General features: G+C 65.6%; 5 protein-coding genes. 4 read left to right on the top strand and 1 reads right to left on the bottom strand.

Going from position 1 to position 17,713, the window contains the following annotated elements:
- Positions 1-65: 65 nt before the first annotated feature.
- The gene (locus MF4836_RS12850) at positions 66-1,079 is read left to right on the top strand and encodes a GNAT family N-acetyltransferase (protein ID WP_078470623.1); all 1,014 of its coding nucleotides are present in this window, start codon (positions 66-68) and stop codon (positions 1,077-1,079) included.
- Positions 1,080-1,175: 96 nt separating this feature from the next.
- Here the strand turns inward: MF4836_RS12850 and MF4836_RS12845 are convergent, their stop codons facing one another.
- Entirely contained in the window at positions 1,176-1,724 is a 549-nt protein-coding gene (locus MF4836_RS12845) for an RNA polymerase factor sigma-70 (RefSeq protein ID WP_020299746.1), read from the bottom strand.
- 374 nt (positions 1,725-2,098) lie between these two features.
- On the opposite strand from MF4836_RS12845, the gene MF4836_RS12840 reads away from it, so the two are divergent.
- The 3 genes from MF4836_RS12840 to MF4836_RS12830 all read left to right on the top strand — a co-directional run bounded on the left by MF4836_RS12840 (position 2,099) and on the right by MF4836_RS12830 (position 17,457).
- Positions 2,099-15,121 carry a non-ribosomal peptide synthetase gene (locus MF4836_RS12840; protein WP_078470622.1) on the top strand — a complete coding sequence of 4,341 codons (13,023 nt, stop codon included), beginning with the start codon at positions 2,099-2,101 and terminating at the stop codon, positions 15,119-15,121.
- Between the two features lie 218 nt (positions 15,122-15,339).
- Positions 15,340-16,374, top strand: a complete 1,035-nt coding sequence (locus MF4836_RS12835) for a hypothetical protein (protein ID WP_078470621.1) — start codon at positions 15,340-15,342, stop codon at positions 16,372-16,374.
- Positions 16,375-16,410: 36 nt separating this feature from the next.
- Entirely contained in the window at positions 16,411-17,457 is a 1,047-nt protein-coding gene (locus MF4836_RS12830; RefSeq protein ID WP_238596148.1) for a hypothetical protein, read from the top strand.
- Positions 17,458-17,713 lie beyond the last annotated feature (256 nt).

Here is a 17,713-nt window from a genome sequence, read left to right as displayed (position 1 = left end):
CTAAATTTTTGCTCTCCGATCACGTCACTTGCTTGAACTGTCGACGATTATCGTGAGCCCGACCCATGTCCAACCTGAACGATCTGAGCGCCCTGGCGTTGCCCCAGGGGCAGCGCCTTGCCGCCGATGAAACCGCCACCTGCCTGAGCCTGATACTGGAAGGGCAGTTGCTGATCCAACTGCGCCTCGACCGTGAGGAACAGACCCAGGTCCACCTGCTGCAACTGCACCAGCGGCCGTTGGGCCAGGCGATCTGGGCCGCCTGCTACTGGTTGTTCGCCCGCGACCCGAGCTGCCAGAGCCTGACCTGGCACCTGCCCGAGCGTCCTGATGAGGCGTTGCGCAGCGGGCTGCTGATAGCCGGCGAGCACGCCGAGCAGTACCTGTGCCAGCGCACCCTGTTCTGGCAGTTGCCGCAGCCCTGGCTGGGCGAGTCGCTGACGGGCAGTTATCCACAGCAGATGATCATCAGCGACGGCAAGCGCCACCCTCGACGTCCGGTCAAGCCCCGGGGTGAAGTCTATCGACGCTTCGATGCGCGGTTGGGGGCCTGGGTGTCGTTGCGCACCCTGGAGATCGAGAGCGACCTGGCGCGCTTCAACCGCTGGCAGAACAACCCGCGGGTCCTGAGTTTCTGGCAGGAAGGCGGCAGCCTCGAGCAGCACCGCGAATACCTCGACAAGCTCCAGGCCGACCCCCACACCCTGACCCTGATCGGCTGTTTCGACGACCAGCCGTTCGCCTACTTCGAAGCCTACTGGGCCAAGGAAGACCGGATTGCGCCGTTCTATGACGCCGACAATTACGATCGCGGCATTCACATGCTGGTGGGAGAAGAGGATCAGCGCGGCCCGCACAAGGTGGCGAGCTGGTTATCGGCGTTGGTGCATTACCTGTTTCTCGACGACCCGCGCACCCAGACGGTGGTTGCCGAGCCGCGCGCCGATAACGCGAAGATGATCGGCTACATGCACAACCAGTGTTTTCACTGCGAGAAGGAGTTCGATTTTCCCCACAAGCGCGCGGCCTTGATGATGTTGGGGCGTGAACGCTTTTTCGATCATTGCTCCCTGCTGTAATCCCGGGAGCGGGCTTGCCGGCGAGGGCGGTGCAGTTTTCTGCTCCGGGCCCTGGTCGGCTGCAAGCGAGTTGCTGACCTCAGGAAGAGGCGGGGCTCAACGGCGGGCGTAGGTATCGGCGCGGTTGCCCGAGACCTTGCGGCAGTGCACCAGGGCATCGCGAATCATGAAGTTGACCAGGGTCGGCGAGACGCCGAGCTCCTTGGCGATGTCCTTTTGCGGCACGCCGTGCAGGCGGTACATCTCGAACGCATAGCGGGTGCGACTCGGCAGCTCGGTCAAGGCGTCGGCGATGTGTTCCAGGGTCGAAAAATTGATGTGCGAGGTTTCCGGGGACGCGCCATGAATGACCACATTCAAACCTTCCTCTTCAGTGCCTGAGTACTTCTGCTCCAGCGCCTGCTTGCGGTAATGGTCGATCGCCAGGTTGCGCACGATCTGGAACAGATAGCTGAGCTGGGCCTTGAACGATGAAGTGATCTGCGGTGCCGACTGCAATCGGAAGAACGCATCCTGCACCACGTCTTCGGCGCGCGAGCGGCAGCCCGTGATGCGCGCGGCAATCTTGACCAGAATCAGGCGGTTATCGACAAACGCCTGGAGAAGCGGTGAATCACACTTGCTTGTGGATACTTGTTCCGTCATGGAAATCACCTTGTTGCAGGGAGGTAAGTGGGACGACAGAAGATTGGGACTCGTCCTACACATCGAGCGACAAACTAGGCTGAATGATAATGATTGTCAATTGAGAAAGAGAATTAATGCTCCCCTGAGGTGCAGATTGAGAACTGCTGCACGTCTGACCCCGGCGCCGAGCCTTGAGAGCGCAGGATGGCGACTAATTATTTCAAGACGTCATCCGTTCTCATTGGAGAAAGGTCACGGGCCAAGAGCCTTGTCGTGCAGCGCTTAAAACCTTCTGTATATCGGCATAACCCTTTGTTTATAAAAGGGTTGTTAGGCGCTAGGCAGCTCCCGGATCGACACCAATTGCAAGCATAATCCTGGCAGGAAACCCCATGACGGACGCGTTCGAACTCCCCAGCACCCTGGCCCACGCCCTTCAACGCCGGGCGGCTCAGACGCCCGATCAAGTGGCCTTGCGCTTTCTTGCCGAAGACCAGGATCAGAACGTGGTCCTCACTTACCGCGACCTCGATCTGCGCGCGCGGACCCTGGCTGCGGCCCTGCAAGCCAACGCCGAGCTGGGCGACCGGGCGGTGCTGCTGTTCCCCAGCGGGCCGGATTATGTCGCGGCGTTTTTTGCCTGCCTGTATGCCGGGGTGATCGCGGTCCCGGCTTATCCACCGGAGTCGAGCCGGCGCCATCACCAGGAGCGGCTGATCTCGATCATCGCCGACGCCGAGCCCAGGCTGCTGCTGACCAGTGCCGGCCTGCGTGAATCCCTGCTGCAGATGGAAGAGTTGCAAGCCCCCGGTGCACCGCCCCTGCTTTGTGTCGACACACTGGATCCGAGCCTGGCCCAGGGCTGGCGGGCCGTTGAGCTGGCGGCCGACGATATCGCCTTCCTGCAATACACCTCCGGTTCGACGGCGCTGCCCAAGGGTGTACAAGTCAGCCATGGCAACCTGGTGGCCAACGAACTGCTGATCCGTCGCGGCTTTGGCATCGACCTCAACCCCGATGATGTGATCGTCAGCTGGCTGCCGCTGTACCACGACATGGGCCTGATCGGCGGGTTGCTGCAACCGATCTTCAGCGGCGTGCCCTGTGTCCTGATGTCCCCGGGGTATTTCCTCGGTCGGCCCCTGCGCTGGCTGGAGGCGATCAGCGAGTACGGCGGCACCATCAGCGGTGGCCCGGACTTCGCTTACCGCCTGTGCAGCGAGCGGGTCAGCGAGTCGGCCCTGGCGCGCCTGGACCTGAGCCGCTGGCGCGTGGCCTATTCCGGTTCCGAGCCGATTCGCCTGGACACCCTGGAGCGTTTCGCCGAGAAATTCGCCGCCTGCGGATTCACCTCCCATCAGTTCTTTGCGTCTTATGGTTTGGCCGAGGCCACCTTGTTCGTGGCCGGCGGTACCCGTGGCCAGGGCATCCCGGCGTTGCGCCTGGATGACCAGGCCCTGGCGCGCAATTGCGCCGAGCCGGGCAGTGGCAATGCGCTGATGAGTTGCGGCAGCAGCCAGCCGCTGCACGCGGTGCTGATCGTCGATCCTCACACCTTGTCCGAACTGGCCGAAAACCAGGTGGGCGAAGTCTGGGCCGCCGGCCCGAGCATCGCCCACGGTTACTGGCGCAACCCCGAAGCCAGCGCCAAGACCTTTGTCCAGCACGCTGGTCGCACCTGGCTGCGCACCGGTGACCTGGGCTTTATGCGCGCTGGCGAGCTGTACATCAGCGGGCGCCTGAAAGACCTGCTGATCGTGCGCGGGCACAACCTTTATCCACAGGACATCGAGCAAACCATCGAGCGTGAAGTGGAGGTGGTGCGCAAAGGCCGGGTCGCGGCGTTCGCGGTCACCGAGCAGGGCGTGGAAGGCATCGGCATTGCCGCCGAGATCAGCCGCAGCGTGCAGAAAATCCTGGCGCCCGAGGCCTTGATCAAGCTGATTCGCCAGGCCGTGGCCGAGGCCTATCAGGAAGCGCCAAGCGTGGTGGTGCTGCTCAACCCGGGGGCGTTGCCCAAGACCTCCAGCGGCAAACTGCAACGCTCGGCCTGTCGCACGCGCCTGGCCGATGGCAGCCTGGATCACTATGGGTTGTTCCCGCCGTCGCACGGGGGCGCCCTTGAGTCGACCCCGGCCGAGCAGGGCAGCAGTGAGCTGCGCGCCGTGATTGCACAGATCTGGACCGAGCAGCTGCAAGTGCCGCACGTGGCGGCCGATGATCACTTCTTCCTGCTTGGCGGCAACTCGATTGCCGCGACCCAGGTGGTGGCGCGCCTGCGGGAAGCGCTGGGCCTGGAACTGAACCTGCGGCTGCTGTTCGAGGCCCCGACCCTGGCCGGTTTTGCTGCCCAGGTGGCGCGCCTGCAACAGGACGGCGGCCTGGCCCAGGGCGCCATTGGCGCCTTGTCCCGCAGCGAGGCCCTGCCGCAATCCCTGGCTCAGAACCGGCTGTGGATCACCTGGCAACTCGACCCGCAGAGCACGGCCTACAACATTCCCGCCGGTTTGCGCCTGCGCGGCGAACTGGACCAGGACGCCCTGCGCACCAGCTTCGAGCAATTGATCGAACGCCATGAATCGCTGCGTACGCGCTTTTTCGAACGCGACGGCCAGGCCCTGCAGCAGGTGGCCCCGAGCGCTGAATTCAATCTGCAACTGATCGATCTCGGCGACCTGCCGCCGGCCGAGCGCGAAGCCCGGGCCCGGCAGATCCGCGAGGACGAAGCCCGCACCCAGTTCGACCTGGAGCACGGTCCGCTGCTGTGGGTCACCCTGCTGCGCCTGGACGACGAAGAGCACCAACTGCTGGTGACCTTGCACCACATCATTGCCGACGGTTGGTCGCTGAACCTGCTGGTCGACGAGTTTTCGCGCCTGTATGCAGCGGCCTCCCAGGGGCAGGTGGCGACGCTTGCGCCCCTGCCGTTGCAGTACGCCGATTACGGCAGTTGGCAGCGCCAGTGGCTGGCCCAGGGCGAGGGCGAACGCCAACTGGCGTATTGGAAACAGCAACTGGGGGACGAGCACCCGAGCCTGGAACTGGCCACCGACCACCCACGCGCCGCGCAGCTCACCCGCAGCGCCGCACGCCACAGCCTGCGCCTGGGCGCGAGCCTGAGCGAGGCAGTGTGCGAAGCCGCCCAGGCCCAGCAATCGACCGCCTTCATGGTGCTGCTGACGGCGTTCCAGAGCCTGTTGTATCGCTACAGCGGTCAGCGCGACCTGCGCATCGGCGTGCCCAATGCCAACCGCCCGCGCCTGGAAACCCAGGGCCTGATCGGCTTCTTCATCAACACCCAGGTACTGCGTGCCAACATCGATTCGCGGCTGTCGTTCGCCGAGCTGCTGCAACAGACCCGGCAAGCCGCGCTGGAAGCCCAGGCCCATCAGGACCTGCCGTTCGAACAACTGCTGGAAGCCTTCCCCCAGGCGCGGGAGCAGGGCCTGTTCCAGGTCATGTTCAACCACCAGCAGCGCGATCTCAGCGCCTTGCGCCGGCTGCCCGGGCTGCTGGCCGAAGAGTTGCCGTGGCACAGCCGCGAAGCCAAGTTCGACCTGCAACTGCACAGCGACGAAGACCGCAATGGGCGCCTGAGCCTGGCCTTCGACTACGCCGATGAACTGTTCGACGCCGCCACCATCGAGCGTCTGGCCGAGCATTTCGTCAGCCTGCTGCAACAGGCCTGCGAGCAGCCGGATACTGCAATTGGCGACCTGCAACTGCTCAACCCGGCCGAGCAGGCCCAGCAACTGCAATGGAGCAGCGCCCCCTGCGCCCCGGCCACGCGCTGGCTGCCGGAGCTGCTCTGCGAACAGGCGCGGTTGACCCCGGAGCGCAGCGCCCTGCTGTGGGACGGCGGCCAGATGAGCTTTGCTGAGCTGCACACCCAGGCCAACCGACTGGCCCATTACCTGCGCGACAAGGGCGTGGGCCCGGATGTGCGGGTGGCGATTGCCGCCGAGCGTTCGCCACACCTGCTGATCGGCCTGCTGGCGATCCTCAAGGCCGGTGGCGCCTATGTGCCGCTGGATGCGGATTACCCCGCCGAGCGCCTGGCCTACATGCTGGGCGACAGCGGCGTCGAGCTGCTGCTGACCCAGACCCACCTGCTCGAGCGCCTGCCCCAGGCCGCGGGCGTCAGCACCATCGCCATGGAGAGCCTCAAGCTCGACACCTGGCCAAGCCAGGCCCCGGGCCTGCACCTGGATGGCGAGCACCTGGCCTATGTGATCTACACCTCCGGTTCCACCGGCCAGCCCAAGGGTGTGGGCGTGACTCACCAGGCGCTGAGCGAACGCTTGCAGTGGATGCAGGCCACCTACCGCCTGGACGCCAGCGACGTGCTGATGCAAAAGGCGCCCATCAGTTTTGACGTGTCGGTCTGGGAGTGCTTCTGGCCGTTGATCACCGGTTGCCAGTTGTTGATCGCCGCCCCCGGCGAGCATCGCGACCCGCACCGTATCGCCCGCTTGGTGCAGGACTACGGCGTGACCACCCTGCACTTTGTGCCGCCGCTGTTGCAGCTGTTTATCGATGAGCCCCTGGCCGCCCAGTGCACAAGCCTGCGCCGCCTGTTCTCCGGGGGCGAAGCCTTGCCTGCCGAATTGCGCAGCCGAGTCCTGGAGCAACTGCCGCAGGTGCAACTGCACAACCGTTATGGCCCGACCGAGACCGCGATCAACGTTACCCACTGGCACTGCACCGATGCCGACGGCGAGCGTTCGCCCATCGGCCGGCCCCTGGGCAATGTGATTTGCCGCGTGCTCGACCACGACCTCAACCCATTGCCTGCCGGCGTGCCGGGTGAGCTGTGCATCAGCGGCAACGGCCTGGCCCGTGGCTACCTGGGACGTCCGGCGCTGACCGCCGAACGTTTTGTGGTCGACCCGCTGAGCGTCAGCGGCGAGCGCCTGTACCGCACCGGTGACCGGGTGCGTTGGAGCCGCGAGGGTGTGCTCGAATACCTCGGACGCCTCGATCAGCAGGTCAAACTGCGGGGCTTTCGCGTCGAGCCGCAGGAAATCGAAGCGCGGCTGCTGGCCCAGGACGGCGTGGCCCAGGCTGCGGTACTGGTGCGCGACACCCTGGCCGGGGCGCAATTGATCGGCTACTACACCAGCAGTGACAGCAGCGAGGAGCACGCGGCGCAGAGTGTCCGCCTGAGAACCGCGCTGGCCGCCGAGCTGCCGGACTACATGGTGCCGGCGCAACTGCTGCGCCTGGAGGCCATGCCCCTGAGCCCCAGCGGCAAACTCGACCGCCGTGCCTTGCCCGAGCCGCAGTGGCAGGTGCGCGAGCACGTTGAGCCGAGCAGCGCCCTGGAACAGCAAATCGCCGGGGTCTGGCGCGAAGTGCTGGGCCAGGAACGGATCGGCCTGCGTGACGATTTCTTCGCCCTGGGCGGCCACTCGTTGCTTGCCACGCAGATTATTTCCCGCACCCGCCAGGCCTGTGATGTCGAGCTGCCGCTGCGGGTGCTGTTCGAAGCCAGCGAGCTGGGGGACTTTGCCGAACAGGTGCGATTGATCCAGGAAGCGGGGCAACGCAACCAGCAGCCGCCGATTGCCAAGGTCGACCGCAGCCTGCCGGTGCCACTGTCCTATTCCCAGCAGCGCATGTGGTTCCTGTGGCAAATGGAGCCCGACAGCCCGGCCTATAACGTCGGAGGTATGGCGCGCTTTAGCGGTGTGCTGGATATCGGGCGTTTCGAGGCGGCGTTGCAGGCGCTGATCATGCGCCATGAAACCTTGCGCACCACCTTCCCCAGCGTCGACGGCGTGGCCCGGCAACAGGTGCACGGGCAAAGCGCGGTGCGCATGGCCTGGAAGGATTTTTCCGCGCTCGACGCTGCGGCTCGGGAGTCGCGTCTGCAGCAACTGGCCGACAGCGAGGCGCATACACCGTTCAACCTGGAGACCGGCCCGCTGCTGCGAGTGTGCCTGGTCAAGGCCGGCGAGCAGGAGCACTACCTGGTCCTGACCCTGCACCACATCGTCACCGAGGGCTGGGCGATGGATATTTTCGCCCGGGAGTTGAGCGCGCTGTACGAAGCCTTTATCGACGACCGCGAGTCGCCCCTGGAACCGTTGCCGGTGCAGTACCTGGACTACAGCGTGTGGCAGCGCCAGTGGCTGGAGGCCGGCGAACGCCAGCGCCAGCTCGACTACTGGACCACGCAACTGGGCTACGAGCACCCGCTGCTGGAGTTGCCCAGCGACCGTCCGCGGCCGCCGGTGCAAAGCCATCAGGGCGAGCTGTACCGCTTCGACCTGAGTGATGATTTGGCAGCGCGGGTCCGCGCCTTCAATGCGCAACAGGGCCTGACCCTGTTCATGACCATGACCGCGACCCTGGCAGTGCTGCTGTACCGCTACAGCGGCCAGACCGACCTGCGCATCGGCGCGCCGGTGGCCAACCGCATCCGCCCGGAAAGCGAAGGGCTGATCGGTGCCTTCCTCAATACCCAGGTCCTGCGTTGCCAGCTCGACGGGCAGATGAGCGTGGCCCAGCTGTTCGAGCAGGTGCGGCACACCGTGATCGAGGGCCAGTCCCATCAGGACCTGCCGTTCGACCACCTGGTGGAAGCCCTGCAACCGCCGCGCAGTGCTGCCTACAACCCGTTGTTCCAGGTGATGTGCAACGTGCAGCGCTGGGAATTCCAGCAAAGCCGGCAACTGGCCGGGATGAGCGTGGAATACCTGGCCAACGACGCGCGGGCGACCAAGTTCGACCTCAACCTGGAAGTCACCGACCTCGACCATCGCCTGGGTTGCTGCCTGACCTACAGCACCGACCTGTTCGACGAGCCGCGCATTGCGCGGATGGCCAGGCACTGGCGCAACCTGTTGCAGGCGCTGATCGCCAATCCGCAGCAGCGCTTGAGTGAACTGCCGCTGCTGGACGCCGGCGAGCAACAGCAGCTGCTGGACAGCCTGGGCATCGAGCCCGGGGTGCATCGTCTCGACCAGTGCATCCAGCAGCTGTTCAGCCAGCAGGCGCAGCTTCGCCAGGACGCGCCGGCCCTGACGTTTGCCGGGCAGACCCTGAGCTACAGCGAGCTCGACAAGCGCGCCAATCGCTTGGCCTGGATGCTCCGTGAGCGTGGGGTTGGCCCCCAGGTCCGGGTCGGTCTGGCCCTGCCGCGCTCTCTGGAAATGGTCATCGGCTTGCTGGCGATCCTCAAGGCCGGCGGCGCCTACGTGCCCCTGGACCCGGAATACCCACTGGACCGCCTGCATTACATGATCGAAGACAGCGGCATCGGCCTACTACTCAGCGACAGCGCGATGTTCGAGGCCCTGGGCCTGCTGCCGGCCACGGTCGGGCGCTGGTGCCTGGAGGCAGACGGCGCGCTGCTGGCCGACTACCCGGCCAGTGAGTTGCCCTTTATCAGCCTGGCGCAGCATCAGGCCTACCTGATCTACACCTCGGGTTCCACCGGCAAACCCAAGGGCGTGGTGGTGGCCCACGGCGAAATCGCCATGCATTGCCAGGCGGTGATCGAGCGCTTCGGCATGCGCGCCGACGATTGCGAGCTGCACTTTTATTCGATCAACTTCGACGCCGCCACCGAGCGCCTGCTGGTGCCGCTGCTCAGCGGCGCCCATGTGGTGCTGCGGGCCCAGGGCCAGTGGGACGCGCAGGAGATCTGCCAACTGATCCGCCAGCACCGGATCAACATCCTCGGCTTTACTCCCAGCTACGGCAGCCAGTTGGCGCAGTGGCTGGCAACCCAGGGTGAAACCCTGCCGGTGCGCATGTGCATCACCGGCGGCGAAGCCTTGACCGGCGAGCACCTGAGCCGGATCCGCGGGGCGTTCCAGCCGAGCCTGTTCTTCAACGCCTACGGCCCCACCGAAACCGTGGTCATGCCCTTGGCCAGCCTCGCACCCCAGGTGCTGGAGGAGGGCGTCGGCAGCGTGCCGATCGGCAGCGTGATCGGCACCCGTGTCGCCTACATTCTCGATGCCGACCTGGCCCTGGTGCCGCAAGGTGCCACCGGTGAGCTGTATGTCGGCGGTGCTGGCCTGGCCCAGGGCTATCACCAGCGTCCGGGCATGAGTGCCGAACGCTTTGTCGCCGACCCGTTCAGCACCGAGGGCGGGCGCCTGTACCGCACCGGCGACCTGGTGCGCCAGCGTGCCGACGGCCTGGTGGAATACCTGGGGCGGATCGACCATCAGGTGAAAATCCGTGGTTTCCGCATCGAGCTGGGGGAGATCGAGACCCGCCTGCTGGAACATGCTGCGGTGCGTGAGGCGGTGGTGCTGGCGCTGGAGATGCCCGGTGGCCGGCAGTTGGCGGCCTACCTGGTGAGCGAGGCGGCCGAGCACGGCGCCGAGCAGCAGAACGCCCTGCGTGATGCGCTCAAGCTGCACCTGAAAAGCCAGTTGCCGGACTACATGGTGCCGACCCACCTGATCCTGCTGGCGAGCATGCCCCTGACCGCCAACGGCAAGCTCGACCGTCGCGCCTTGCCCCTGCCGGACCCGGAGCTCAACCGCCAGCAGTACGTGGCGCCGAGCAACGAGTTGGAGCAGACCCTGGCCCAGGTCTGGTGCGAAGTGCTGAACCTGGCTCAGGTCGGCCTGAACGACAACTTCTTCGAACTGGGGGGCGACTCGATCCTGTCGATCCAGGTGGTCAGCCGGGCGCGCCAGCTGGGTATTCATTTCAGCCCGCGTGACCTGTTCCAGCACCAGACCGTGCAGACCCTGGCCGCCGTCGCCAGCCGCAGCCAGCAGGTCAGTGCCGAGCAAGGCCTGCTCAGCGGCGCGTCGGGCCTGACGCCGATCCAGCACTGGTTCTTCGACAGCGCCATTCCCGAGCGCCAGCACTGGAACCAGGCCTTGCTGCTGCAACCGACCCAGCCGCTGGATCCGCAGCACCTGGAGCAGGCCCTGTTGACGGTGCTGGAGCACCACGACGCCCTGCGCCTGCGCTTCAGCCAGGACTCGGGCACGTGGCAGGCCGAACACCAGGCCCTGGGTGACGAGCCGCTGCTGTGGCACGTGCGCGTGCCGTCCATGGAGCGTTGCCTCGAACTGTTCAGCGACGCCCAGCGCAGCCTCGATCTGCAGCAGGGGCCGCTGTTGCGGGCGCTGCTGGTGGACGGGCCGCAAGACCAGCAACGGCTGTTGATTGCCATTCACCACCTGGTGGTCGACGGGGTCTCGTGGCGCGTGCTGCTGGACGATCTGCAAAGCGTCTACCGCCAGTTGCTCGAGCAGCAGGCGCCGCGTCTGCCGCTGAAAACCAGTGCCCTGCGCGACTGGGCGGCGCGCTTGCAGGCCTATGCCGGCAGCGAGTCCCTGCGCGAAGAGCTGGGCTGGTGGCAGGACCAATTGGCCGGTCCCAGCGCCGAGCTGCCGGTGGAGCGCGCCCAGGGCGGGCAGCAATACCGGCACGGGCAGACCGTCAGCGTGACCCTGGATGCCCCGTGCACCCAGCAACTGCTGCAACAGGCGCCCGCCGCCTACCGCACCCAGGTCAACGACCTGCTGCTGACGGCCCTGGCGCGGGTGCTGTGCCGCTGGACCGGGCAGGACTCGGCGTTGATTCAGCTCGAAGGCCACGGCCGCGAAACCCTGTTCGACGACATCGACCTGACCCGCAGCGTGGGCTGGTTCACCAGTGCCTACCCGTTGCGCCTGACCCCGTTGCAGATCGAAGAAGCAGCCGGGCAGGGCGCCTCGATCAAGGCCATCAAGGAGCAATTGCGCGCGGTGCCGCACAAGGGCCTGGGTTATGGCGTGCTGCGTTACCTGGCTGACGACCTGAGCCGCCAGACCCTGGCCGCCTTGCCCCGGGCGCCGATCACCTTCAACTACCTGGGGCAGTTCGACCAGAGTTTTGCCCAGGACGCGTTGTTCCGCCCCCTGGACGAGCCGGTGGGCCCGGCCCACTCGCCGGACGCACCGCTGCCCAACGAGCTGAGCGTCGACAGCCAGGTGTATGGCGGCGAACTGGTGCTGCGCTGGACCTTCAGCGCCGAGCGCTTCGACAGCCAGACCATCACCGACCTGGCCGAGGCCTACCTGGGCGAGCTGCGCAGCCTGATTGCCCATTGCCTCAAGGACGATGCCGGCGGCCTGACGCCCTCGGATTTCCCCCTGGCTCGTCTGACCCAGGCACAGCTAGACGGTTTGCCGGTGCCGGCGGCGCAGATCGAAGACGTGTACCCGCTGACCCCGATGCAGGAGGGCATGTTGCTGCACACCCTGCTGGAGCCGGGCACTGGCCTGTACTACATGCAGGACCGCTACCGCATCAACAGCGCACTCGACCCCGAGCGTTTCGCCAAGGCCTGGCAGGCGGTGATCGCCCGTCATGAAGCCTTGCGCGCGTCCTTCTGCTGGAACGTCGGCGAGGACATGCTGCAAGTTATCCACAAGCCGGGCAGCACGCCGATCGAGTACCTGGATTGGACTGCGGTAGCCGAGGTCGAGCAGGAGCCCCAACTGCAAGCGCTGCTCAAGCGTGAGCGCGAAGCCGGGTTCGAACTGTTGGACAAGGCGCCGTTCCACCTGCGGCTGATCCGCGTCGGCGCCACCCGCTACTGGTTCATGATGAGCAACCACCACATCCTGATCGATGCCTGGTGCCGCTCGTTGCTGATGAATGACTTCTTCGAGATCTACAGCGCCCTCGGCGAAGGCCGCGACCCGCAACTGGACGTGCCGCCGCGCTATCGCGACTACATCGGCTGGCTGCAACGTCAGAGCCTGGCCGAGGCGCGCCAGTGGTGGCAGCGCAACCTGCAAGGGTTCGAGCAGACCACGCCGATCCCCAGCGACCGGCCTTTCCTGCGTGAACACGCCGGTGACAGCGGCGGCATGACCGTCGGCGACTGCTACACCCGTCTCGATGCCTGCGACGGTGCGCAATTGCGCGAGTTGGCGCAGCAGCACCAACTGACCATCAACACCTTCGCCCAGGCGGCCTGGGCCCTGGTGCTGCGGCGTTTGAGCGGCGAGCGCGACGTGCTGTTCGGCGTCACCGTGGCCGGACGCCCGGTGGAGATGCCGCAGATGCAACGCACGGTGGGGCTGTTTATCAACAGCGTCGCGCTGCGGGTCAAGATGCCGGCTGACGATCAGCCGTGCAGCGTGCGCCAGTGGCTCGGCGAGTTGCTGGCCAGCAACATGGAGCTGCGCGAGTACGAATACCTGCCGCTGGTGAGCATCCAGGAACACAGTGAACTGCCCAAGGGCCAGCCGCTGTTCGACAGCCTGTTTGTGTTCGAGAACGCGCCGGTGGAAGTCTCGGTGCTGGACCGTGCGCAAAGCCTCAATGCCACCTCGGATTCGGGCCGCACCCACACCAACTTCCCGCTGACGGCGGTGTGCTACCCGGGGGATGACCTGGGGCTGCACCTCTCTTACGACCAGCGTTACTTCGACGAGAACACCGTGCAGCGCATGCTGGGCGAGTTCAAGCGCCTGCTGCTGGCGCTGATGCACGGCTTGCACGGGGACATGGCCGACCTGCCATTGCTCGGCGAGCAGGAGCAGCAATTCCTGCTGCACGACTGCAACCAGAGCGCCGGTGATTACCCGCTGGAGCGCAGTTACGTTGAGCTGTTCGAGGCGCAGGTGGCGGTCCATCCGCAACGCATTGCCGCCACCTGCCTGGATCAGCACCACAGCTATGCCGAGTTGAACCGACGCAGCAACCGCCTGGGGCATGCCCTGCTGGCCAAGGGCGTGGGCTTCGACCAACCGGTGGCGCTGCTGGCCGAGCGCGGCCTGGACCTGCTGGGCATGATCATCGGCAGCTTCAAGGCCGGGGCCGGTTATCTGCCCCTGGACCCGGGCCTGCCGAGCCAGCGCCTGGAGCGCATCATCGACCTGAGCCGGACCCCGTTGCTGGTGTGCACCGAAGCCTGCCGTGAACAAGCGCAGCACCTGCTCGACGAGTTGGCCTGTGCCCACCGCCCGCAATTGCTGGTGTGGGAGGCGGTGCAGGCCGGCGATTTTGCCGAGGGCAACCCGGGCCGCTACAGCGCCCCGGACAACCTGGCGTACGTGATCTACACCTCGGGTTCCACTGGCCTGCCCAAGGGCGTGATGGTGGAGCAGCGCGGCATGCTCAATAACCAGTTGAGCAAGGTGCCGTACCTGCAACTGAGCGAGGCCGATGTGATCGCCCAGACGGCGTCCCAGAGCTTTGATATTTCGGTCTGGCAGTTCCTCGCTGCGCCGCTGTTCGGGGCGCGGGTGGACATCGTGCCCAACGCCCTGGCCCACGATCCCCAGGGCTTGCTGGAACACGTGCAGGCCCAGGGCATCAGCGTGCTGGAAAGCGTGCCGTCATTGATCCAGGGCATGCTCGCCCAGGAATCGGTGGCGCTCGACGGCCTGCGCTGGATGTTGCCCACCGGCGAGGCGATGCCACCGGAACTGGCCCATCAGTGGCTGCTGCGTTATCCACAGGTGGGGTTGGTGAATGCCTACGGGCCGGCCGAATGTTCCGATGACGTGGCGTTCTTCCGCGTCGACCAGGCCTCGACCCGTGGCAGTTACCTGCCGATCGGCACGCCCACCGACAACAACCTGCTGTACCTGGTGGACGACGCCCTGGCCCTGGCACCTCTGGGTGCGGTCGGCGAATTGTGCGTGGCCGGCACCGGTGTCGGGCGCGGTTATGTCAGCGATCCGCTGCGCACCGCCCAGGTGTTCGTGCCCAACCCGTTCGGCGCGCCGGGCGAGCGTTTGTACCGTACCGGTGACCTGGCGCGGCGCCGCAGCGATGGCGTCCTGGAGTACGTCGGGCGCATCGACCACCAGGTGAAAATCCGCGGCTACCGCATCGAACTGGGGGAAATCGAAGCCCGCCTGCACGAGCACCCGGACGTTCGCGAAGCGGCGGTCGGGGTGCAAGAGGGCGCCAATGGCAAGCACCTGGTGGGCTACCTGGTGGCCAGTGACTCGGCGCGCACGCCCGGCGAACGCCTGGAGCGGATCAAGCAGCAACTGCGCAGCGAACTGCCGGAATACATGGTGCCGCTGCATTGGCTATGGCTGGAGCGCATGCCTCTCAACGCCAACGGCAAGCTCGAGCGCAAGGCCCTGCCGGCCCTGGAAATCGGCCAGTTGCAAGGCCAGGACTACCTGGCACCGCGCAACGAACTGGAGCAAACCCTGGCCGCGATCTGGGCCGAGGTACTGAAGGTCGAGCAGGTGGGCATCCGCGACAACTTCTTCGAGCTCGGCGGCCACTCGCTGCTGGCCACGCAGATCGCCTCGCGGGTGCAAAAGCAACTGCAACGCAACGTACCGCTGCGGGCCATGTTCGAATGCAGCACGGTGCAGGAACTGGCCGAGTACATCGACGGCCTGGGCACCAGCGAAATCGATGAAGAAAAAGCCGACCGCCTGAGCGATCTCATGGCCGAACTGGAGGGCCTCTAACCCACTGACCCTGTAGCCGCTGCCGAGGCACGAGGCTGCGCTGTCCCCTCCATCCGCCAACCCACCCGTAGGCGAATCCAAGGTCAGCCCAGCCTCCATCTTGCGCGGCAATCCTTGCTATAGTCCCGCCCCCATGCCCGCCAGCGCCCTCATCGTTGCTGCCGGGCATTGTTGTTTCAGACAGGTTTTCAAGAATCAAGAGTCAAGGACCAGGGACGATGACGGCACAGCTTTACTGGCGGGATATCGAGAGTCGGCAAGGCCGCTGGGTGGGCCTCGGGGTTCAGGTCGAGGGCGAGGCGCGCAAGCCCGAGCTGCACCTGCTGACCGGCAACAACTGGCGGATGCAGCTGATGCTGGGCGCCACGCCACTGTTCTGGGCGACCATGGCCGGTTATTGCGACGGCGTGTGGCTGATCAGGAATGCCCAGGCGGCCGAGGCGCTGCAACTGTTGCCGAGCATCTCCTCGGCAGAGGTCGAACAGCATCAGGCGCTGGCCCCCGACGCGCGGCTCAAGGCCTGGAGCCGCCATTTCGTCAGCCAACTGCACAGCCTGCAAACGGACTTCTTCTACCCCGGCTACTGGATTGCCCGGGGCCTGCTGCCGGACCCGGACAACATTCGTGGCATCGAGCGCAACGGCGTTTCGGCCTGGTCCTTTGCCTCCATCGACGACACCTCCAGCCACCTGCCGGGCTGGCGCCTGCGGGGCAGCGCGCTGGCCGACGACCTGGCCGTGGAGCCGGTGCACTGGATCAACTGGTGGTCCCACGACAGCAACCTGATACGCCTGCGCCGCGTCGACCCCACGGCCGGGCGCCTGAAGTGGTGGCGCAAGAAGGCGCGCGAGGGCAGCTTGCCGCCGATCCTGTTGTGGTTCGTTGGTGGCCTCAGTGCCTATGTGGTCCTCGATGGCCATTACCGCTTGCAGGCCGCCATCGAGGAAAACCGCCCGCCGCAGTTTATCGTCCTCAGCTCGACCCATATCCAGCCGGTGCAGCCCGACCCCGATTGGCAGCAACAGGTGCTGGAAACCTTGCGCCGGCAGATCGACAAGTACCCCAACTTCAACCCGGCGAGCATGAATGACGTGCTGATCCACGCCTTCGACGACCGCCCCGAGCATTCCCCGCAGACCCACACCTGGGTCGGGATCGGTTCGGACCAGGCCTGGGTCGATGACGTCAGCCGGCATTTGCAGGCCCAGGGTGAAACCGGGCATTTGCAGGACATTATTCAGCGCAAGGCGTGAGCCTCGCGGGTGGCAGGCAGGGATTGAGGAGTGAAGGTGGAACAGATTTTCTGGCGTGATATCGAGGACCTCGCAGGCAACTGGAGCGGTTTGGGCGTGGACGTGAAACGCCCGTGCGCTAGTAAGCCGCCGTTGCGTCTGCTCAGCGGCGACAACCTGCGCATGCAACTGGTGCTGGGGGATCAGACCCTGCTTTGGGGCACCCTGTCGCGCTGCTTTTACGGGGTGTGGCTGATCCGCAACACCCTGCTCGAACAACTGCCGCTGACCCTGGTCGAGGCCATTGATTCGCCCACGATCGAACAGCACGCGCAACTGGCGCCGGCCTTGCGCTTAAAGGCCTGGAGCCGGTTTTTTATCGACCAGCTGCGGCACCAGCAGCCCGACTTCCTGTACCCCGGCTACTGGCTGGTGCGCGGCTTGTGGCATCAGCCGCTGAAGCTGATACAGCGCCAGTGGGCACAGGAACAGCACTGGAATTTCGTCGGCGGCCAGGACGCCCTGAGCCATTTGCCTGAGTGGTCGATACGGGGCGATAACCTTCTGAGCAACCAGGAGCCCGGCGCGCCACGTTGGGTCGCACTCGGGGAAGCCGGCGGGGCGGTGGTCGGCCTGCACGCGGTGGACCGGTTTTCCGGACGCCTTACAGGACGCCTGAAGTGGTGGCGCAAAAAGGCGCGCGAGGGCAGCCTGCCGCCGATCCTGCTGTGGTACGTCAGCGGCCTGAATGCCTACCTGATCCTGGATGGCCATTACCGCTTGCAGGCGGCCCTGGATGAACAGGTGGCGCCGCAGTTCCTGGTCCTCAGCTCGCCGAAACTGTCCCATTACCGCCGCAATGAAGAAGAGGAACAGAAAGTCCTGAATGCCCTGCTGCGTCAAAGTGAAAAGAACAACCTCGACCTGAGCCACGTCAACCAGCGCTTGATCTACACCTTCGACGACCGCCCCTACCACAGAGTCGGCAGCCAGGCCTGGGCCGGTATCGCCTCGAACGAGGCCTGGGTCGACGAAGTGACCCGGTATTTGACGGCGCACGGCATGACCGAGCAGTTGCCGAATATCATTGAGCGGCGTGAGTGAGGTTGCGCTACAACCCCGTCGCCCCGATACCCTGTAGCCGCTGCCGCCAGGCTCGGGCCGCGTTCGGGCGCTGGCCCTCAACGACACCCCCAAACCACTGACACCCTATCGGCGGCTATCCTGGCCAGCGCAGCCTGGCGGCAGCGGCTACAGGTGCCTCAATCAATCTGACTTCCTGTTGCCTTTGGTCGCGGACACAGAGGTGCTGATCCACCTCTGCCTGCTGCTTGAATCAGGGAAACCGCGGGCGGTATGG

It is taken from the genome of Pseudomonas sp. MF4836 (assembly GCF_002018875.1).
In the GTDB taxonomy this organism is placed as follows: Bacteria; Pseudomonadota; Gammaproteobacteria; order Pseudomonadales; family Pseudomonadaceae; genus Aquipseudomonas.
Note: the sequence above shows the minus strand (reverse complement) of the source record. Positions and strands in the feature narration are given on the sequence as shown.

What these genes read in the sequence shown, in the direction of transcription:
- MF4836_RS12850 (WP_078470623.1), top strand. Translation starts at nt 66, where the DNA reads ATGTCCAACCTGAACGATCTGAGCGCCCTGGCGTTGCCCCAGGGGCAG.
- MF4836_RS12845 (WP_020299746.1), bottom strand. Translation starts at nt 1,724, where the DNA reads ATGACGGAACAAGTATCCACAAGCAAGTGTGATTCACCGCTTCTCCAG.
- MF4836_RS12840 (WP_078470622.1), top strand. Translation starts at nt 2,099, where the DNA reads ATGACGGACGCGTTCGAACTCCCCAGCACCCTGGCCCACGCCCTTCAA.
- MF4836_RS12835 (WP_078470621.1), top strand. Translation starts at nt 15,340, where the DNA reads ATGACGGCACAGCTTTACTGGCGGGATATCGAGAGTCGGCAAGGCCGC.